The organism is Pseudomonas sp. SID14000 (assembly GCF_002165135.1).
Classification (GTDB): domain Bacteria; phylum Pseudomonadota; class Gammaproteobacteria; order Pseudomonadales; family Pseudomonadaceae; genus Aquipseudomonas.
On sequence record NZ_NFZQ01000001.1, the window covers coordinates 202,296 to 220,045 of the forward strand.

Genomic DNA, 17,750 nt, shown 5'->3' on the forward strand with positions numbered 1-17,750 from the left:
GGGAAAGACCCGCAGTCTGCCAGCCTTACGCCTGCAGGCATAGGCGCAGGTCATTTCTTCTTCAGGCAGTCGCTCATGAACGCTTTGCGCTCGTCGCCCTTCAGGGCCTTGGTGGTGGCGTCGGCGTTGCAGGTTTTCATCTTCTCTTGCTGGGTTTGTGGCACGTCCTTCTTCAGGCAGATACTCATGAAGGCTTTGCGCTCATCGCCCTTGAGGGCCTTGGCGGTGGCATCGGCGTTGCAGGTTTTCATCTTTTCCTGCTGCGCGGTATTGGCGGCGAAGCCTTGGGCGCTGAACAACACCGCCAACACCAGTAAGGGGATTTGCAGCACTTTCATGGAGTAGTCTCCTTGGCTCCGCGCCCGATGCGCGGGGGTCGAGCTGAGTGTAGCCAAGAATTCTCAACGCCCTGCCCGTGCCTGGCGGCGATATTGCGCGGGCGTGCACTGGGCCTGGCGCTGGAACATGGCGATGAACGCCGAGGCGTTGCTATAGCCAGCGGGCGGTTTTCCCCGGGCCTGAGGACATGCCCCAGCCCCTGTAGGAGCAGCCTTGCGCTGCAAAGAGGGCATCACTGCCAGAGCAATTCATTTGGCCACACTGGCCTTTTCGCTGCACAAGGCTGCTCCTACAAGGACCGAGCTCGCTGCCCGATCGCCGCAAACAGACAGGCAGCCAATCCGCCTTGCCGAGAACCGGCTACATGAACTACCTGTTCCCCTTGACCGCCATCCTCATCTGGGCCGGCAACACCGTGGTCACCAAGATGTCCGCCGGTGCCCCCCGCCGAGATCGGCTTCTACCGCTGGCTGCTGGCCGTGCACCGCCTGGGCCCAAGCCGTACCACGCTGTTCTTCAACCTGCTGCCGCTAGAGCCCTGCCGCCTTGAGCCGGGCAGCATGTTCGGTGAACAGCCGCACCGGTTCGGCGCCCTTACCCACAGCGCCAAGCGACTGGTTGACGATATCCAGGTGGTCGAGCGGGTAATCGTCGCCGATCACCTGCCCCAGGTGCGAACTGAAGCGGCCGACCATCCCGTCGCAATGGCCCTTTTCCTTGACGAAACTGCGCGCGAACAGGCGGCAGAAGCGGCTGCTGCCGTCGAAACGGTTGCGACCCTGGTCGGTCAGGCCGGGTTGCAAGGTGCCTGACCAGGAGTAATAGCGCACACCATCGACCTCATAGGCCCCTTCCCCGCCCCAGGTGTCCGGCAGCCCCTGTGGATAAGCCTGGTTGAACAGCGCCACCCCGGCGCTGGTCAACGACTGGTGCGAGGCATGTACATCCACCGGCAGCGGGTCGCGGCGCCAGCCGGTTTCCAGCCACACCAGCAGCACGGCCAAGCCATGCAGCACTGCCTTCAGGATGCGCCCCTGCGGGGAATCGCCCGGTGCCGTTCGCTCCAGGTAATCGGCCAGTTCCGAGCCATGGTTGGGCCCCGCCACCGAAGTGACCGACGCCACCCGCCCGGGTCGCCTGGCGGCCGCGTAGCGCGCGCTCAGGGCACCCTGACTGTGGCCGATGAGGTTGACTTTTTCCGCTCCGGTGCGCTGGCAGATGTCTTCGATGATCGCCAGCAACTGCTCGCCGCGCACCTCGCTGGAGTGCAGCGGTGAAACCTGCACCGGGAACACCTGCGCCCCGCCTTTGCGCAGGGCCGGCACGATGCCGAACCAGTAGGGATAGAGCACTACCCGGACAAAACCGAGCATGCCCGGCACCAGCACCAACGGGTATCGCGTGGCCAATTCCTGCTGCATTGCCCCAGCCCCTTTCCGTGGACGACCGGCCAACACTACAGCGGCCTTGATGACCATCGCAATCGAACTCCTGACACGCGCCGCGGTTCCAAACCACACAGACCCTTTGCAAGGAGCAGGACCATGTACAAGCAGACCCTGGTGATCCTTCTGGCAAGCGCCACCCTCGCCGCCTGCGGCAGCCGCCCGGAGAACCCGGTCGACTACGTCACCTACCGCGACGAGCCGCTGGTCAAGCGAGTGGAAAAAGGCATGACCATGCAGAAGGTCATCGCCATCGGCGGCAGCCCGTCCAGCGTGATCGACCTGCCCCACGGGGGCACCTGCAACGACTACATCCTCAACCGCGACGGCCACCAGCAACCCTACTACGTGCGCTTCGACGCCACCGGCCATGTCGATGCCAAAGGCTTCAAGACGTGCAAACAACGCGAAGAGGACAGCGACGCCGTCCACGGCGCCTAAACCTGACATCCTGGTGCAAGAATTGTGATTGCTGGGGCCGCGAAGTGGCTCCCTGCTATTTCCGCCCCTTGACCGCCATCGGCGCCTTGCCGGCCTTCATCTGCTGCAACAGCGGCGTGCACTGGTTGGGATCATCCCCGCTGCTAGGCGCAATCAGCGCCAGCAAGCCCGCCGCCGGCCCGGCCACCACACCCAGCGCCACCATCCCCGCCCCACGCAACGCCAGCGGCACTGCCTGCACCCCGGCACTGGGCTTGGCGAACGGCCCGCGCACATACAACGGGGAACGCAGCGAGAACAGCCGCAGCCCTTTCGATTCCGGTGTGATCTTCAGGTCCAGCTGCTCGGTGGCGAAATTGGCTGTGCCGTTGATGTAGATGATCGCGTTCTCTGTATCAAAGATGAACAAGCGCGTGGTCGCCAGGCCATCCTTGATACCCACGTCAGCCGCCGCGCAGTTGATCTTCACATCCTCATCGCCAAACAGCTTGCCGACCACATAGTTGCCCACGTTCAACCCGGCAATCTCCATCAGGCTGCGGCTGATGGCACCATCGTTGATCAGCATGCGCAGATCGCCATTGGCCGTGCCCAGCAAGGCAGCAACCGAGTTGCCCCGGCCGGTGATATCGGCATCACCATTCAACTCACCGAAGCTGGTCTGCATCGGCGCAAAGGTGGGGAACAACTGCTTGAGCTTGAAGCCCCGCGCCGTCAGCCGGGCATGCCCCTGCAACGGTACGTTGCGGCCATCCAGGCGGATCCTGGAAGCCAGGTTGCCGCCAGCCACCCCAAAACGCAGGGGCTCCAGGCGCAGCAGGCCATCCTCCAGGATCACGTGGGCCGACAGGTCGTTGAACGGCAGTTGCGCGCTGTGCACGATGCGCTTGCCGGCAAAAGTGACGTCGGCGTCCATGGCACGCCAACGCTCAGTGCGAAACTCTTCCACCGGCAACACCTTGCCTGCCGGCTGCTTGCTGGCACCACCGCGGGCCTTCTGCTCGGCATTGGAGTCGGCGCCGATCAGCGGCGCCAGGTCCTTGAACAGCAACTGGTTGGATACCAGGTTGCCGGACAGCCTCGGCCGTGGCTGGCTGGCGACGAAGGCCAGATCACCATGGATATCACTGTCACCGATCTTGCCGTTGAAGCCTTGGTAGTTGAAGGTCGCCCCTTGTGCCGCGTGCAGGTTGGCGCTGAGATGGCCGTCGGTGGAATAGGCCGGAGTGTCGGGCAAGGTTACGCCAGTCAGCGGGTAGAGATTGCCCAGGCTGGCTCCGGACAGACGCAGGCGCAGGTCAAGGGCGCCGAGGTTGCGCGGGTCGGTCAGGGTACCGGCGAGCACCACGTGGGTGTCGGCGATACGCACATCAGCCTGCAGCGGGAACGGCTGGCTGGCGTCTTGCAGGGCCAGCAGGCCGCCGATCTTGCCGGTGCCGGACACCGGCTGGCCCTTGTAGCGGCCCTGTGCCTTGAGCCCAAAGGCGTAGTCCTGCGCGGCACCGGCTTTCTCAGCGCGGGCCTTGCCGACGATGTCGCTGAACGGGACAGGCTTGCCCAGCGGGTCGATCTGCACCTTCATGCTGGTTTTCAGGGTTTGGTCATCGAAGCTGACATTGCCCTGGTCAAAGCCGATGGCGCCAATGTCCAGCTGCCATCTGGAAGGCTCTGCGTTTTCATCCTTGGGGCCGAAGTCGAAGGCCCAGTTGGCGCGGCCATCGGCCAGGCGGACAAGGCTGGCAGTGGGCTTGGTGAGGTCGATGCGCGGGATGCTGATCTGCTGGAAAAGCAGCGGCAGCGGCGCCAGGCGGAACGCTACGCGCTCCAGGCCGACCATCTTCGGTTCCTTGAGCCACTCGGGGTTGCCCAGGGTCAGGTCCTCGGCAATGAAATGCGGCCAGGGCACCCAGGCACGCCAGCCCCCCTCCTCAGGTTCGGTACGCCAGTTCACGGCAAGGTTGCCATTGATCGCGAAGGGCCGCTGCAGGGCCTCAGAGACCTTCTCGTTGAGCAGCGGCTTGACGCGGTTCCAGTCGAAGGTGGCGACCACCACCACCAGGATCACCAGCAAGGTCAGCAGGCTGGTGAAGGTCCAGACGAGGATTCTGGCGGGACGCGTCATTGCGTGGTTCTCCTTGCGGTATGACACAAAACAGGCCCAGCGGTGGTACTCAATATCTCGGACTGACGAAAACCCGTGGGGTTTTATCAATGGCGCCATGATAGCGAAGTTTTTCCTGGCCTTTCGCTCAGCATTTTGTCGCGACAGGACGCATGCGTTACCCGCCAGCAACACTATCAAATTGCCATTAAACGATCTGAAAAGTGCTTTCCAGAGCGCTTTACACGCTCTATCAATGCGGTCGATTGTTACCATTACCCATATGAACTTCTCTCTGGCGTTACCCGGCGTAGCATTGGCTCCGTAACCACTTTCCAGCCCCTCAGAGGAGCACCGAAATCATGAAACGCCATCTGCTGACCTTCACCCTGTCCATCCTGGCTGCCAACGCTTTTGCCCTGCCGGCCGACGAGCAACACCTGACCGCCGAATCGCGCTCCAGCGCTGCCGAAATCGCCCAGCCGCTGAAAACCGTTGCCGAAGGTGGTTCTGATCGCCTGATCGAACGTACTGGCCGCGTTGCCGAAGGTGGCTCCGATCGCCTGATCGAGCGTACCGGCCGCGTTGCCGAAGGTGGTTCCGATCGCCTGATCGAACGTACCGGCCGCGTTGCCGAAGGTGGCTCCGATCGCCTGATCGAACGTACCGGCCGCGTTGCCGAAGGTGGCTCCGATCGCCTGATCGAGCGTAGTGGCCGCGTTGCCGAAGGTGGTTCCGATCGCCTGATCGAGCGTAGTGGCCGCGTTGCCGAAGGTGGCTCCGATCGCCTGGTTGAAATCAGCCGTGTGAGCTGATCACCATGGCCGAAAAGAACAACCTCTGTCACAACGCCTGCTACCCTCCAAGCCCGGTCCATTGACCGGGCTTTGTTTTTTTAACTAGAGTGCCCAGCCTTACAGTCATAGAAGCTCGCACCATGCTGCCGCGCGCCGAACAGAAGCTACAGACCCGCCAGGCCCTGCTCGATGCTGCCTGCCAGCTCATGGAGAGTGGCCGTGGTTTCGGCAGTATCAGCCTGCGCGAAGTGGCCAAGACGGCCGGCATCGTACCGACCGGCTTTTACCGGCATTTTTCCGACATGGACGCCTTGGGCCTGGCCCTGGTGGCCGAGGTCGACACTACCTTCCGCCAGACCATCCGCCTGGTGCGCCACAACGAATTCGAACTGGGCGGCATCACTGACGCCTCGGTGCGCATATTCCTCGACGTGGTCGCCGCCCACCGTGCGCAGTTCCTGTTCCTCGCCCGTGAGCAGTACGGCGGTTCGCAGCCTGTACGCCAGGCCATTGCCCGCCTGCGCCAGAACATCAGCGACGACCTGGCCACCGACCTGGCACGCATGAAGCGCTGGCAGCACCTGGACAGCGCCGCGCTGGCGGTGATGGCCGACCTGGTGGTGAAGACCGTGTTCGCCACCCTGCCCGAACTTATCGACAGCCCCGAAGCGGGTTACCCACAGGCGCTGACGCCGCAGGAAAAGATCACCCAGCAGCTGCGCTTCATCTTCGTGGGGGCGCGACATTGGCAGGGGTTGGGCAACCCGGGCTGATCGGTAGCCTGTACTGGCCTCTTCGCGGGTGAACCCGCGAAGAGGCCGGCACAGGCTACCCACAACCCCAGTTCTGCTACCATGGCGCCCTGCCCGACAGCGACGAGCGCCGAAATGTCCGACCCCCGCCCCACCCTGCCTGACCTGGCCCGCTTCAACCAGCACTTCGCCGAACGCATCGTGCCGTTGTGGCAAGGGCCGGGCTGGAATGCCGACATGGCCCTGCCCTACGAGGCCCTGGACGCCCAGCACCAGCCATTGCCGGTGCAGCGCTACCGAGCCATGGCCTGCGCTCGGCAGCTGTACCTGTTCAGCAGCCGCATCGGGCAACCGGGCGCAGCCGAGCGCGCGGCCGCCTTGTTCCGCTCGCTGCAAAAGCACTTCCATGATGCCGAACACGGCGGCTGGTTCTACAGCATCGACGCCCAGGGCAAACCGCTGGACCGACGCAAAGACCTGTACACCCACGCCTTCATCGTCTTCGCCTGTGCGCACTACTGGGGCAAAGTACGTGAAAACCTGGTGGAGTCCACGCTGGACGCCGCGCTGGACATCATCGACCAGCAGTTCGCCCGCGACGATGGCCTGTACGAAGCCAGCCTCGCTGAAGACTGGGCCGACCTTGGCAGCGGTCCGCTGCAAAATCCGCAGATGCACCTGGCCGAAGCCTTCCTGCAGGTGCTGGCGGTGCGTGACGACGAGCATACCCGGCAATCGCTGCTGCATCTGTGCGAAGCGCTGCAGGCACACTTCATCGAGCCGGCCCACGGCCTGATGCTGGAAAAGCCTCGCGGCGCTGTGGATAACTGGTTCGAACCGGGGCACCAGTTCGAATGGTTCTACCTGCTACATACCTCGCCACTGCTGCGTGACACGCAACTACATGCGTCCATCGATCGGGCTTTCGGCTATGCCGAGCAGTACGGGGTGAAGGATGCCGCGGTGCTGGCGATGCTGGATGTGGATGGCCAGGTGCTCGACGCCACCCAGCGGATCTGGGCGCAGGCGGAATACCTGCGGGCGCTGGTGTTGCGGGTGGGGGGCGAGGCAAAGCTGGCTGGGCAGTTGCAGGCGCTGGAAGCGCGGTTCCTGCGTGAGGCGGGCTGGTATGAGTGCCGGGATGGGGAAGGCAGTGTCAGCCGGCATGATATGCCTTCGACTACGCCCTACCATTTGGCAACTTGCCTGGAAGGGTTGCAGCGCCTGGGCTGACGCTTTCGCAGCACAAGGCTGCTCCTACAGGGGGAGCGGCGCATCTGAAACCTGTGCAGTACCTGTAGGAGCAGCCTTGCGCTGCGAATGGGCCGCATAGCGGCCCCGCTTTTCTGATCAGCCCTTGACCGAGCGGTCGATCGAGAACCCTGCCCAGTCCTGGCTCACCGGCATCAGCTCGAGGCTGTTGATGTTGATATGCGCCGGCTGGTTGAGGATCCAGAAGATGGTCTCGGCAATGTCCTGTGGCTGGATCGGCTCGGCACCGGCGTAGGTGGCATCGTACTTGGCCTGGTCACCGCCGAAACGCACCAGCGAGAACTCGCTTTCGCACAGGCCGGGCTCGATGTTGCTCACCCGCACGCCCGTACCCCGCAGATCGCAGCGCAGGCTCAACGAGAACTGGCCGACGAAGGCCTTGGTGCCACCGTACACGTTGCTGCCAGGGTATGGGTAGTTGCCCGCTACCGAACCGACATTGAGGATCGACGCCCCACGCCCATGGGCGATCAGCCGTGGCAGCAGCAGGCGGGTGGTGTACATCAAGCCCTTGATGTTGGTGTCGACCATGGTTTCCCAGTCGTCCAGGCTGCAGTTCTGCGCCGCGTCCACCCCTAGCGCCAGGCCAGCATTGTTGACCAGGCCACGCAGCTTGTCGAAACCGGCCGGCAGGTTGGCGATGGCCTGCTCCATGGCCTTGCGGTCACGCACGTCGAGCACCAGGCCGTGCACTTCGGTCTTGGCCGACAGCTCGGCACACAGGGCGTCCAGGCGCTCCTTGCGGCGACCAGTGAGCACCAGTTTCCAGCCAGCTTCGGCGAAGCGGCGAGCAGTGGCCTCGCCGAAACCGGAAGTCGCGCCAGTGATGAATACGGTGGACGTCATGCTCTGTTCCTCACGGTGAATTGTCATCGGCAGTGTTGCAGCATGCCCGCGCCAGGCGCTGGCAGCAACCCGCCGAGGGCGCTGTTCATTTTTTGTTCATATGCGGCAAACCCTTGCAGCAGAAGGCCCGGCGACAGCTATGCGCATGTTATCCACAAGGCTTTCCCCACGGATTGGGGGCAACTTGTCCACATGGCGGAACCCTTTCAGCGACTTGTGGTCGGTGGATATCTTTTCGATGATGGCGCAAGGCTTTCAAGCATGCCGCCTGCAGCGGTCTGTCCAAGGTTTTTTCACAGAGTTATCCACAGGTTTTTCATTGCTCTGCGCATGCATGCAGGGCCTTGAAAAGCTTGGGAAAATCATCCACAAGGGCGATGTGATCAAAAAATGATCATGGCTCTGCAGGGCTTGCTATCAAAGGGCTTGAGGGATATGCCACCATGTTTTCCACAGGCGGTTCCACATTATCCGTGGAAAAGATCTGGCCTGTGGAAACAAGGGCTTGGGATGGGATGGTGATGTGTACAGGGACAGGTGTGCCAGAAGTTGTCCACATCGAGAATGGGGCCGCAAAGCGGCCCCCGAATGCAACTCAATGCCCGCCCAGATAAGCGTTGCGCACTTCCTCGTTGACCAACAGCTCCTGCCCGGTCCCGCTCATGCGAATCTGCCCGTTGACCATCACATAAGCCCGATCCGACAATTTCAGCGCATGGTTGGCGTTCTGCTCCACCAGGAAGATGGTCATCCCGGTCTTGGCCAGCTCACGCAATGTCGAGAAGATCTGCTTGACCACGATCGGCGCCAGCCCCAGCGATGGCTCGTCCAGCAGCAACAACTTTGGCCGGCTCATCAGCGCGCGGGCAATGGCCAGCATCTGCTGCTCGCCACCGGACATGGTCATGGCCCTCTGATTACGCCGCTCTTTCAAGCGCGGAAACAGCTCGTACATACGCTGCATGTCTTCGTCGGCATGCTTGTCACCGATGGGGATGGTACCCATCATCAGGTTCTCCTCGACGGTCATGTCGGGGAACACCCGACGCCCTTCCGGCGACTGGGCAATGCCGTTGGAGGCAATGTAGTGCGACGACTTGCGAGTGATGTCGGTGCCCCGGTACACGATATGCCCCGAAGCCGCCCGCGGCTGGCCGAAGATAGACATCAGCAGGGTCGACTTGCCGGCACCGTTGGCGCCGATCAGGCTGACCGTCTCCCCCTCGTTGATGTGCATCGAGACCTTTTTCAGCGCCTGGATCGGGCCGTAGAACACGTCCAGGTCCTTCAGTTCGAGAATGGGTGCACTCATACCAGTTCCTCTTCATCGGCACCCAGGTAGGCGGCGATCACCGTCGGGTTGTGGCGGATATCCTGCGGCGCGCCTTCGGCAATCACGTTGCCGTGGTCGAGCACCACGATATGGTCGGAAATGCTCATGACCATGCCCATGTCGTGTTCGATCAGCACCACGGTGATGTCGTGCTCGTCACGCAGCACGCGGATCATGCGGCTGAGGGCCTCGGTTTCCTGCGGGTTCAGGCCAGCCGCCGGTTCGTCCAGGCAGATGATTTTCGGCCGCGTGCACATGGCCCGGGCAATTTCCAGGCGGCGCTGCTGACCGTACGACAACTCGCCAGCCAGGCGGTTGGCGCAATCGACCAGGTCGACCACTTCCAGCCAGTAGAACGCGTGGTCCAGCGCATCGCTCTCGGCCTTGCGGTAGGCCTTGGTGTTGAGCACCCCGGCCAGCAGGTTGCGGTTGACCCACATGTGCTGGGCCACCAGCAGGTTCTCCACTACCGACATTTCCTTGAACAGGCGAATGTTCTGGAAGGTGCGTGCCAGGCCGGCGCGGTTGACCAGGTGGGTACCGCCGAACATCTTGTAGTACATGCGGTTGGCAAAGCGCGCCGGCGAAACGAAGTCCGCCATCTGGAAGCGCTCGCCGAGCAACTGGATGACATTGGTGTGGCTGCCGCGCACGTTCAGCTCGATGCGCCCGCCGCTGGCCTTGTAGAAGCCGGTCAGGCAGTTGAACACAGTGGTCTTGCCGGCACCGTTGGGGCCGATCAAGGCGAAGATCTGGTTGCGCCGGACCTTCAGGCTGACATCGCTGAGCGCCTTGATGCCACCGAACTGCATCATCAGGTTGTCGACCGAGAGAATGATATCGTCGCTCATGGCGCCACTCCTTTACGCGGGGTCACACCGGTACGGCTGATGCGGATCAGCCCACGCGGTCGCCAGATCATCATCAGCACCATCAGCACACCGAACAACAGCACGCGGTATTCGGAGAAGCTGCGCAGCAGTTCCGGTGCCACGGTGAGCACGAACGCGGCGATCACCACGCCCACGGTCGAGCCCATGCCGCCGAGCACGACGATGGCCAGGATCAGCGCCGACTCGAAGAAGGTGAACGACGACGGGTTGACGAAGCCCTGATACGTGGCGAAGAACACCCCGGCCAGGCCGGCGGTGGAGGCACCCAGGGTAAACGCCGAGAGCTTGACCAGTACGTGGTTCAGGCCCATCGAGCGGCAGGCGATCTCGTCCTCGCGCAGCGCTTCCCAGGCGCGGCCGACCGGCATGCGGGTCAGGCGGTGCTTGATATACAGCACGGCCAGCACTACGGCGAACAGCACCGCGTAGATGAACACGAACTTGAGGTTGGCGTTGTAATCGAAGCCAAAGAACTCGTGGATCGGTACCCCACCATCCTTGGCCCGGCGACCGAACTCCAGGCCGAAGAAGGTGGGGGCCGGTGCCGGCATGCCGTTGGGGCCGCCGGTGAACGACAGCCAGTTGTTCAACACCAGGCGGATGATCTCGCCGAAGCCCAGGGTCACGATCGCCAGGTAGTCACCGTGCATCCGCAGCACCGGGAAGCCGAGGATGCACCCTGCCAGCGCCGCGGCGATAGCCGCCAGTGGCAGCACACTCCAGAAGCCCAGGCCCAGGTACTGGTAACCCAATGCCAGGCCGTAGGCGCCGATGGCATAGAACGCCACGTAACCCAGGTCGAGCAGGCCGGCCAGGCCGACCACGATGTTCAGGCCCAGGCCCAGCAGCACGTAGATCAGCCCGAGGATGACCACGGTCAGCAGGTACTTGTTGGCGAAGATCGGGAAGACGATGGCGATCACCACCAGCGCCGGGATGATGTAGCGCAGGCGCGATACGTAGTCCGGCGCGCGCACATGCACGCCCGAGCCACCGCTTTCGAAGCCCTGGAGCATGCGCGAGCCGGCGGCAGTCTGCAAATACAGGCTGAGCAGGAAGCGCCCCAGCATCACCCCGCCAACCAACCAGGCGACGCGCCGCGGCTCGGCATTGAAGCTATAGCCGTCGAGCACCACGCCGACCACCGGGCCAAACACGATGAGTGCCAGCAGGCCGGCGACGATGGTCTCCAGCAGGCTGCGTTTAAGGTCGAAACCCTTGGTTTCGGTAACAGAGGCAGTTTTGGCAATGGACATGTTCACACCTTAGCCACGAGCGGGCGCCCCAGCAGGCCTTGTGGGCGGAAGATAAGGATCATCACCAGCAGCGAGAAGCTGAACACGTCCTTGTAGTCGGAGTTGATCAGGCCAGAGAACAGCGACTCGGAAATGCCCAGAATGATCCCTCCGAGCATGGCGCCAGGCAGCGAGCCAATACCGCCGAGCACCGCGGCAGTGAACGCCTTGATGCCGATGATGAAGCCGGCGTAGAAGTCGAAGGTGCCGTAGTTCATGGTGATCAGCACGCCGGCCAGGGCGGCCATCACCGCACCGATGACGAACACGTAGGAGATCACCCGGTCGGTGTTGATACCCAGGATCGAGGCCATCTTGCGGTCTTGCTGGGTGGCACGGCACATGCGGCCGAGCTTGGTGTACTTGATCACGTAGGTAAGCAGGCCCATGCCGACAAAGGCCGCCACCAGGATGAAGATCTTGGTGTAGGTCAGTTGCACGAAACCAGTGCCCACTTCTACACGCCAGGCACCTTCCAGCAGGGTTGGCACGCCTTGCTGGCGGGCGCCCTGGCTGATCTGCGCGTAGTTCTGCAGGATCAGCGAGATGCCGATGGCACTGATCAGCGGTGCCAGGCGGGTGGAGTTACGCAGGGGTTTGTAGGCGATGCGCTCGATGGTAAAGCCGTACACGCCGGTGACGACGATGGTGAACAACAGGGTGCCCAGCATCAAAAGGGGGAACGACTCGATACCGAAGTAAGCCAGCAATGCCAGGCTGATCGCCGCGAGGTACGCGGAGATCATATACACCTCGCCGTGCGCGAAGTTGATCATGCCGATGATGCCATAGACCATTGTGTAGCCGATGGCGATCAGGCCATAGACCGACCCGAGGGTCAGGCCGTTGACCAGTTGCTGCAGGAAAATACCATCCATAACGCAATCTCACCTGATTGAGATTGCACGAGCGCCGACCACGGCGGGCCTGGGACAAGGCGGCCCTCGCAGCGCAGAACTGTGCAGATCTACGGATAAAGACAGGTACCGCGGGGCTTTGGCCCGGGGGCAAGCGCACCCGGGCCGTGGGCCGTTGTTATTTTTGTTTTTCCAGCTGGTGGTACTTGCCTTGGGCATCCCACTGGTAGACCACATAGTCCGAGACGGTCAGGTCACCCTTCTTGTCCCACTTTTTCTCGCCCATGACGGTCTGCACCGGATTGGCCTTGAGCCACTCGGCAGCGTCTTCGCCCTTGTTCGACTTGGCGCCGTTGAACGCGGCAGCCAGCGCCTGCAGCGAGGCGTAGGCATACAGGGTATAGCCTTCAGGTTCGGTACCGGCCTTGCGGAACTCCTCCACCACCGCCTTGCTATCCGGCAGCAGGCGAGGGTCGGCACCGAAGGTCATGTACACGCCATCGACGTACTGAGCACCACCGGCGGTGGCCACCAGTTCGTCGGTGACGATGCCGTCATCGGACATGAACTTGACGTCCTTCAGACCCTGCTCGCGCAGCTGGCGTACCAGCGGGCCGGCTTCCGGGTGCAGGCCGCCGAAGTACACCACATCAGCACCGGTGGAACGGATCTTGGTGACCACGGCGCTGAAGTCCTTCTCGCCACGGGTCAGGCCTTCGTACAACACCGGCTTGACGCCGCGCTTTTCCAGCTGTGCCTTGGTCGCGTCGGCCAGGCCTTGGCCGTAGGTGTCCTTGTCGTGCAGCACCGCGACTTTCTTGCCCTTGAGCACATCGACGATGTAGTCGCCAGCGACGATGCCCTGCTGGTCATCACGGCCGCACATGCGGAACATGGCGCCCAGGCCGCGCTCGGTGACCTGCGGGTTGGTGGAGCCCGGGGTGATGGCGATGACGCCAGCCTCGTCATACACCTCGGAGGCCGGGATGGTGTTGGAGGAACAGAAGTGGCCGACCACGCCGATCACCTTGTCCTGGTCGACCAGGCGGTTGGCCACGGCCACGGCCTGCTTCGGCTCGCAGGCGTCATCGCCCTTGACCAGGACGATTTTCTCCCCATTCACGCCACCGGCGGCGTTGATCTTGTCGGCCGCTGCCTGTGCACCTTTCATGTACTGCTCGCCAAACGCTGCGTTAGCCCCGGTCATCGGGCCCGCTACACCGATCTTGACGTCGGCCTGAACATACGAAGAAACACCCAGTGCCGTAGCTACGGCCAGAGCCAGGAAACCTTTCTTGTAAAACGTCTGCGACATGAGGTGGTGCTCCTAGAGTTTTTTTGGTTGGCACTACAACTTCTCAGCCCTGTGCTCTGAGCAAGGGCCGTGCCATAGGTTTTGTCTTCCGGGAAAACACACTGTGCAGGTTGCCACCAGGCGACCGACGGCCTTTTCTTTATTGAGCGTGCAACCGTCTGCCACGCGGCGGGCGCCACCACACGTACAGACAAGGGGCAACCGCCGAGTGCCATCATTGCAACCGTGACAAGTGTTTACGTGCAACCGCCCTGTAACAGCGGACGTCACCGAACTGCACACCGCTGGTGCGCGACTGCTACAGGCGGCACCGTTTCAAGGCCAGCTGGTGCACGAAAAAACACCCGGTTTTGGCCGATACGCGGCCCTGTGGGAGCGGGTTCACCCGCGAAGAAGCCAGCCCAGACACAACAAGGCCGAAAAGGCTGGCACAATGTCCGCCATTCGCCGCTTCCGGAGCCCCCTTGATGAGCGAAAGCGCATTCGCCGAGCGCATCGTGCACAACCTGCTCGACACCGACTTCTACAAACTCACCATGATGCAGGGCGTGCTGCACAACTACCCGGACGCCGACGTCGAATGGGAATTCCGCTGCCGCAACGGCGAGGACCTGCGCCCCTACCTCGGCGAGATCCGCGACCAGCTCGAGCTGCTCAGCGACCTTACCCTGGATGACAGCCAGCTGCCCTTCCTCGAACGCATCAGCTTCCTCAAGCCTGACTTCCTGCGCTTTCTGCGCCTGTTCCGCTTCAACCTGCGCTACGTGCGCCTGGGGATAGAAAACGACCAGCTGTTCCTGCGCCTGAAAGGTCCGTGGCTGCATGTGATCCTGTTCGAAGTGCCGCTGCTGGCGATCATCAGCGAAGTGCGCAACCGCCAGCTACACCCGCGCATGCGCCTGGCCGAGGCCCGCGACCAGCTGTACCGTAAGTTCGACTGGCTGCGCGCGCATGCCAGCGACGATGAACTGGCCGAACTGCAGGTGGCCGACTTCGGCACCCGTCGGCGCTTTTCCAGCCGCGTGCAGGAAGAAGTGGTGCGCGTGCTACGCGACGACTTCCCGGGCCGCTTCGTCGGCACCAGCAACGTCGATCTGGCATGGAAACTGGATGTAAAGCCGCTGGGCACCATGGCCCATGAATGGATCATGGCCCACCAGCAACTCGGCCCGCGACTGATCGACAGCCAGATCGCCGCGCTGGACTGCTGGGTGCGCGAGTACCGCGGCCTGCTCGGCATCGCCCTGACCGACTGCATCACCATGGATGCCTTCCTCGGCGATTTCGACCTGTACTTCGCCAAGCTGTTCGACGGCCTGCGCCACGACTCGGGCGAGCCGGTGGCCTGGGCGGAAAAGGCCATTGCCCATTACCAGAAACTGGGTATCGACCCGATGACCAAGACCCTGGTGTTTTCCGACGGCCTCAACCTGACCCGCTCGCTGGAAATCTTCCGTGCCCTGCGCGGTCGCATCAACGTCAGCTTTGGCATCGGCACCAACCTGACCTGTGACATCCCGGGTGTGGCCCCGATGAGCATCGTGCTTAAAATGACCGATTGCAATGGCGCGCCGGTGGCGAAGATCTCGGACGAGGCCGCCAAGACCCAGTGCCGCGACGAGAACTTCGTCGCCTACATGCGCCATGTATTCAAAATCCCCAGCAAGGAGTAACCCATGCAAGCGGTTCAGCAAGAGATTGCCCAGGCGTTGAAGGTACAGCCGCCGTTCGCCGACGCCACCGCGCTCGAGGCCGAAGTCGTCCGGCGTGTGGCGTTCATCAAGGATTGCCTGGCCAACGCCCGGCTCAAGACCCTGGTGCTGGGCATCAGCGGCGGCGTCGACTCGCTGACCGCCGCCCTGCTCGCCCAGCGCGCCATCAACGAGCTGCGCGCAGAGACCGGCGACAAGGCCTACACCTTCATCGCGGTGCGCCTGCCCTATCACGTGCAGCACGATGAACATGATGCCCAGGCATGCCTGGACGTGATCAAGGCCGATGAAGTGCACACCGTCGATATCGCACCGGCGGTGAAGGCGCTGGCATCTGAGGTCGTGGAGCTGAAGAACGGCTCGCCGACGCTGGTGGACTTTGTCGTGGGCAACGTCAAGGCACGCACGCGCATGGTCGCCCAGTACACCATCGCCGGTGCCCGCGCGGGCCTGGTGATCGGTACCGACCACGCCGCCGAGGCGGTGATGGGCTTCTTTACCAAGTTTGGCGATGGCGCCTGCGACCTGGCGCCGCTGAGCGGGCTAGTGAAGAACCAGGTACGGGCGATTGCACGCAGCTTCGGAGCGCCGGAGTCACTGGTGGAGAAGGTGCCGACTGCGGACCTGGAAGACCTGGCGCCGGGCAAGCCGGACGAAGCGTCCCATGGCGTGACCTACCAGCAGATCGATGCCTTCCTGCATGGGCAGCCGGTTGACCAGGCAGCGTTCGACATCATCGTCGCCACCTACCGCAAGACCCAGCACAAGCGCGAACTGCCGTTCGCCCCTTGATAAGGCTATAGAAGGACCTGTGGGAGCGGGTTCACCCGCGAATACGATGGTGAAGCCACCGACGCATTCGCGGGTGAACCCGCTCCCACAGGGTTCACCGTCAGCCTTTGATTACTTGACGACGACCTTGCCCTTCATCATCGAGATGTGGCCCGGGAAGGTGCAGAAGAAGCTGTAGTCGCCACCAGCTTCCAGCTTGGAAGTGTCGAACTTCACTTCAGTTTCTTTCTCCGGCGCGCCGATCATCTTGGTGTGAGCGATGATCGCGGCGTTGTCAGCCTTGATGTAGTCCTTGTCCAGACCCTGGCTCATGCCTTCGGTGGCAATACCCTGCATGTCGGCGGTCTTGCTGATCACCAGGTTATGGCCCATGACGTTCTTCGGCAGGTTGCCGGAGTGGGTCAGTTTGACGGTGAATTCCTTGCAGCTCTTGTCGACGCTGATTTCCTTGGTGTTGAAGGACATCTGGTCGGTGGAGTCGACAGTCACCGAGCACTCGGCTGCGAAGACAGAGGCGCTGGCGAGGGTCAGCAGGGATACCGCTACAGCTTTCGCAAACATCATGAATCTCCTTGGCAGGGTTTTATCAATTGCGAGACTGCCTGAAACCGTTCAGCCCCTTGCTGATATGGGTCAAGGGGGGTGTCAAGCGGCCAGCCAGTAGAATTGTTCAATCGATTGTATACAACCAATTCAAGGGCACATCATGCCCTTTTATTGGAGGATGGGACAACCTCTCATTTAGGAGCAATACGAAATGACCCTGGGTAGCCTGATGAACAGCCTGCTGGCGGCCTACGCTCATGGAGCGACTGGCGCCATCTGCGAATTCTCCCGTCCGGAGTGAAACCTGCCTTGGAACTGCAGGGCCTGGGCCGTACCCTGTCAGCCTGAGTGACAGGAGATGAGCAATGCCCGTACGTTCCGTTTGTGTATTCTGCGGCGCCAGCATTGGCGCCAACCCTGCCTACCGTGAAGCGGCCATCGCGCTGGGCCAGGCGATTGCCCGTCGCGGCCTGACCCTGGTCTATGGCGGTGGCGCGGTCGGCCTGATGGGTACCGTCGCCGACGCGGCCATGGCGGCCGGTGGTGAAGTGATCGGGATCATCCCCGAAAGCCTGATGAATGCCGAAATCGGCCACAAAGGCCTGAGCCGCCTGGAAGTGGTCGATGGCATGCACGCGCGCAAGGCTCGCATGGCCGAGCTGAGCGATGCCTTCATCGCCCTGCCGGGTGGGCTGGGTACGCTGGAGGAATTGTTCGAGGTGTGGACCTGGGGGCAATTGGGCTATCACGCCAAGCCACTGGGGCTGCTCGATGTGAATGGCTTCTACGAGAAGCTGGGCGGGTTCCTCGACCATATCGTCGAAGAAGGCTTCGTGCGGCCACAGCATCGGGCGATGTTGCTACTGGGGCAGCAGCCGGATGAGTTGCTGGATGGCATGGACAACTTCGTCGCCCCGGTGGCGCCGAAGTGGGTCGACAAGAAGCCCGATTGATTTCCAGATTTTGGGGCTGCTCTGCAACCCTTTCGCGACACAAGGCCGCTCCCACAAAAGC

At 62.4% G+C, this 17,750-nt stretch carries 17 protein-coding genes and 2 pseudogenes; 8 read left to right on the plus strand and 11 right to left on the minus strand.

Annotated elements, in window-relative coordinates; translation table 11 throughout:
- Nucleotides 1-50 precede the first annotated feature (50 nt).
- Together CAY82_RS00955 and CAY82_RS25605 are read right to left on the minus strand one after the other, a co-directional pair.
- Complete coding sequence (locus CAY82_RS00955; RefSeq protein ID WP_087499557.1) at nucleotides 51-338, minus strand: PsiF family protein; 288 nt, start codon at nucleotides 336-338, stop codon at nucleotides 51-53.
- Between the two features lie 63 nt (nucleotides 339-401).
- Nucleotides 402-497, minus strand: a pseudogene (locus CAY82_RS25605) (AraC family transcriptional regulator); the annotation flags it as partial.
- Nucleotides 498-703: 206 nt separating this feature from the next.
- Between CAY82_RS25605 and CAY82_RS25610 the strand changes: the two are divergent.
- Nucleotides 704-818: pseudogene (locus CAY82_RS25610) on the plus strand (EamA family transporter); the annotation flags it as partial.
- A 51-nt stretch (nucleotides 819-869) separates the two neighbouring features.
- On the opposite strand, the gene CAY82_RS00960 reads toward CAY82_RS25610, so the two are convergent.
- On the minus strand, nucleotides 870-1,760 hold the full coding sequence (locus CAY82_RS00960; RefSeq protein WP_087499843.1) for a triacylglycerol lipase: 891 nt from the start codon (nucleotides 1,758-1,760) through the stop codon (nucleotides 870-872).
- Between the two features lie 123 nt (nucleotides 1,761-1,883).
- Between CAY82_RS00960 and osmE the strand changes: the two genes are divergently transcribed.
- Entirely contained in the window at nucleotides 1,884-2,225 is a 342-nt protein-coding gene (gene osmE, locus CAY82_RS00965) for an osmotically-inducible lipoprotein OsmE (protein ID WP_087499558.1), read from the plus strand.
- A 55-nt stretch (nucleotides 2,226-2,280) separates the two neighbouring features.
- Here the strand turns inward: osmE and CAY82_RS00970 are convergent, their stop codons facing one another.
- Nucleotides 2,281-4,347 (minus strand): AsmA family protein, encoded by a 2,067-nt coding sequence (locus tag CAY82_RS00970; RefSeq protein WP_087499559.1) that lies wholly within the window; start codon nucleotides 4,345-4,347, stop codon nucleotides 2,281-2,283.
- A 341-nt stretch (nucleotides 4,348-4,688) separates the two neighbouring features.
- Here CAY82_RS00970 and CAY82_RS00975 point away from each other — a divergent pair, with 341 nt between their 5' ends.
- The 3 genes from CAY82_RS00975 (at nucleotide 4,689) to CAY82_RS00985 (ending at nucleotide 7,108) form a co-directional block, all read left to right on the plus strand.
- On the plus strand, nucleotides 4,689-5,141 hold the full coding sequence (locus tag CAY82_RS00975; RefSeq protein WP_087499560.1) for a phage infection protein: 453 nt from the start codon (nucleotides 4,689-4,691) through the stop codon (nucleotides 5,139-5,141).
- Nucleotides 5,142-5,263: 122 nt separating this feature from the next.
- Nucleotides 5,264-5,896 (plus strand): TetR family transcriptional regulator, encoded by a 633-nt coding sequence (locus tag CAY82_RS00980; RefSeq protein ID WP_087499561.1) that lies wholly within the window; start codon nucleotides 5,264-5,266, stop codon nucleotides 5,894-5,896.
- Nucleotides 5,897-6,010: 114 nt separating this feature from the next.
- Nucleotides 6,011-7,108 (plus strand): AGE family epimerase/isomerase, encoded by a 1,098-nt coding sequence (locus CAY82_RS00985; RefSeq protein WP_087499562.1) that lies wholly within the window; start codon nucleotides 6,011-6,013, stop codon nucleotides 7,106-7,108.
- Between the two features lie 117 nt (nucleotides 7,109-7,225).
- On the opposite strand, the gene CAY82_RS00990 is transcribed toward CAY82_RS00985, so the two are convergent.
- The 6 genes from CAY82_RS00990 to CAY82_RS01020 all read right to left on the minus strand — a co-directional run bounded on the left by CAY82_RS00990 (nucleotide 7,226) and on the right by CAY82_RS01020 (nucleotide 13,686).
- The gene (locus CAY82_RS00990; RefSeq protein WP_013974408.1) at nucleotides 7,226-7,993 is read right to left on the minus strand and encodes an SDR family oxidoreductase; all 768 of its coding nucleotides are present in this window, start codon (nucleotides 7,991-7,993) and stop codon (nucleotides 7,226-7,228) included.
- Between the two features lie 595 nt (nucleotides 7,994-8,588).
- Nucleotides 8,589-9,305 carry an ABC transporter ATP-binding protein gene (locus tag CAY82_RS01000; RefSeq protein WP_015271986.1) on the minus strand — a complete coding sequence of 239 codons (717 nt, stop codon included), beginning with the start codon at nucleotides 9,303-9,305 and terminating at the stop codon, nucleotides 8,589-8,591.
- Nucleotides 9,302-10,177 (minus strand): ATP-binding cassette domain-containing protein, encoded by an 876-nt coding sequence (locus CAY82_RS01005; protein WP_087499564.1) that lies wholly within the window; start codon nucleotides 10,175-10,177, stop codon nucleotides 9,302-9,304. The genes CAY82_RS01000 and CAY82_RS01005 overlap by 4 nt, the downstream gene beginning before the upstream one ends.
- On the minus strand, nucleotides 10,174-11,475 hold the full coding sequence (livM, locus tag CAY82_RS01010; protein ID WP_087499565.1) for a high-affinity branched-chain amino acid ABC transporter permease LivM: 1,302 nt from the start codon (nucleotides 11,473-11,475) through the stop codon (nucleotides 10,174-10,176). The genes CAY82_RS01005 and livM overlap by 4 nt, the downstream gene beginning before the upstream one ends.
- Before the next feature lie 2 nt (nucleotides 11,476-11,477).
- The gene (locus tag CAY82_RS01015) at nucleotides 11,478-12,392 is read right to left on the minus strand and encodes a branched-chain amino acid ABC transporter permease (RefSeq protein WP_013974411.1); all 915 of its coding nucleotides are present in this window, start codon (nucleotides 12,390-12,392) and stop codon (nucleotides 11,478-11,480) included.
- A 157-nt stretch (nucleotides 12,393-12,549) separates the two neighbouring features.
- Nucleotides 12,550-13,686, minus strand: a complete 1,137-nt coding sequence (locus tag CAY82_RS01020; protein ID WP_087499566.1) for a branched-chain amino acid ABC transporter substrate-binding protein — start codon at nucleotides 13,684-13,686, stop codon at nucleotides 12,550-12,552.
- Nucleotides 13,687-14,153: 467 nt separating this feature from the next.
- Between CAY82_RS01020 and pncB the strand changes: the two genes are divergently transcribed.
- Together pncB and nadE are read left to right on the plus strand one after the other, a co-directional pair.
- Nucleotides 14,154-15,359: a nicotinate phosphoribosyltransferase gene (gene pncB, locus CAY82_RS01025; RefSeq protein ID WP_087499567.1), complete on the plus strand. Its 1,206-nt coding sequence runs from the start codon at nucleotides 14,154-14,156 to the stop codon at nucleotides 15,357-15,359.
- 3 nt (nucleotides 15,360-15,362) lie between these two features.
- The gene (gene nadE / locus CAY82_RS01030; protein WP_087499568.1) at nucleotides 15,363-16,190 is read left to right on the plus strand and encodes an ammonia-dependent NAD(+) synthetase; all 828 of its coding nucleotides are present in this window, start codon (nucleotides 15,363-15,365) and stop codon (nucleotides 16,188-16,190) included.
- A 111-nt stretch (nucleotides 16,191-16,301) separates the two neighbouring features.
- On the opposite strand, the gene azu is transcribed toward nadE, so the two are convergent.
- Nucleotides 16,302-16,751: an azurin gene (azu, locus tag CAY82_RS01035; RefSeq protein WP_087499569.1), complete on the minus strand. Its 450-nt coding sequence runs from the start codon at nucleotides 16,749-16,751 to the stop codon at nucleotides 16,302-16,304.
- Nucleotides 16,752-17,101: 350 nt separating this feature from the next.
- Here azu and CAY82_RS01040 point away from each other — a divergent pair, with 350 nt between their 5' ends.
- A complete protein-coding gene (locus tag CAY82_RS01040) occupies nucleotides 17,102-17,689 on the plus strand; it encodes a TIGR00730 family Rossman fold protein (protein ID WP_043198102.1) in 588 nt (195 codons plus the stop codon).
- Nucleotides 17,690-17,750 lie beyond the last annotated feature (61 nt).

Coding starts and splice junctions, on each gene's coding strand:
- CAY82_RS01015 (WP_013974411.1), bottom strand. CDS start 12,392: ATGGATGGTATTTTCCTGCAGCAACTGGTCAACGGCCTGACCCTCGGG.
- nadE (WP_087499568.1), top strand. CDS start 15,363: ATGCAAGCGGTTCAGCAAGAGATTGCCCAGGCGTTGAAGGTACAGCCG.
- CAY82_RS00990 (WP_013974408.1), bottom strand. CDS start 7,993: ATGACGTCCACCGTATTCATCACTGGCGCGACTTCCGGTTTCGGCGAG.
- CAY82_RS00985 (WP_087499562.1), top strand. CDS start 6,011: ATGTCCGACCCCCGCCCCACCCTGCCTGACCTGGCCCGCTTCAACCAG.
- CAY82_RS00960 (WP_087499843.1), bottom strand. CDS start 1,760: ATGCAGCAGGAATTGGCCACGCGATACCCGTTGGTGCTGGTGCCGGGC.
- CAY82_RS01020 (WP_087499566.1), bottom strand. CDS start 13,686: ATGTCGCAGACGTTTTACAAGAAAGGTTTCCTGGCTCTGGCCGTAGCT.
- CAY82_RS00955 (WP_087499557.1), bottom strand. CDS start 338: ATGAAAGTGCTGCAAATCCCCTTACTGGTGTTGGCGGTGTTGTTCAGC.
- CAY82_RS00975 (WP_087499560.1), top strand. CDS start 4,689: ATGAAACGCCATCTGCTGACCTTCACCCTGTCCATCCTGGCTGCCAAC.
- CAY82_RS00970 (WP_087499559.1), bottom strand. CDS start 4,347: ATGACGCGTCCCGCCAGAATCCTCGTCTGGACCTTCACCAGCCTGCTG.
- CAY82_RS00980 (WP_087499561.1), top strand. CDS start 5,264: ATGCTGCCGCGCGCCGAACAGAAGCTACAGACCCGCCAGGCCCTGCTC.
- pncB (WP_087499567.1), top strand. CDS start 14,154: ATGAGCGAAAGCGCATTCGCCGAGCGCATCGTGCACAACCTGCTCGAC.
- CAY82_RS01000 (WP_015271986.1), bottom strand. CDS start 9,305: ATGAGTGCACCCATTCTCGAACTGAAGGACCTGGACGTGTTCTACGGC.
- CAY82_RS01005 (WP_087499564.1), bottom strand. CDS start 10,177: ATGAGCGACGATATCATTCTCTCGGTCGACAACCTGATGATGCAGTTC.
- livM (WP_087499565.1), bottom strand. CDS start 11,475: ATGTCCATTGCCAAAACTGCCTCTGTTACCGAAACCAAGGGTTTCGAC.
- CAY82_RS01040 (WP_043198102.1), top strand. CDS start 17,102: ATGCCCGTACGTTCCGTTTGTGTATTCTGCGGCGCCAGCATTGGCGCC.
- azu (WP_087499569.1), bottom strand. CDS start 16,751: ATGTTTGCGAAAGCTGTAGCGGTATCCCTGCTGACCCTCGCCAGCGCC.
- osmE (WP_087499558.1), top strand. CDS start 1,884: ATGTACAAGCAGACCCTGGTGATCCTTCTGGCAAGCGCCACCCTCGCC.